This is a genomic window from Oleiphilus sp. HI0123 (assembly GCF_001635315.1).
In genome coordinates, this window is the sequence record NZ_LWGE01000991.1 from 1 (window position 1) to 218 (window position 218).

At 50.5% G+C, this 218-nt stretch carries 1 pseudogene; it reads left to right on the forward strand.

Annotated features, from left to right (window positions below):
• A pseudogene (locus tag A3761_RS08520) lies at positions 1 to 218 on the forward strand (acetyl-CoA C-acetyltransferase); the annotation flags it as partial.

Consider the following 218-nt stretch of genomic DNA (forward strand, 5'->3'; position numbering starts at 1 on the left):
GTGGTTGAGCACGATGAGCAGCCATTCAACGCTAACATCGAGAAAATCCCTAGTCTTCGCGCAGCTTTTGCTAAAGATGGTACCATCACTGCAGCGAATGCTTCATCAATCTCAGATGGCGCATCAGCACTTGTTCTAATGCGTGAAAGCGAAGCTGAAGCACGTGGCCTTAAGCCTGTTGCTCGTATCGTTGGTCATGCTACGCAATCCCAGCACCC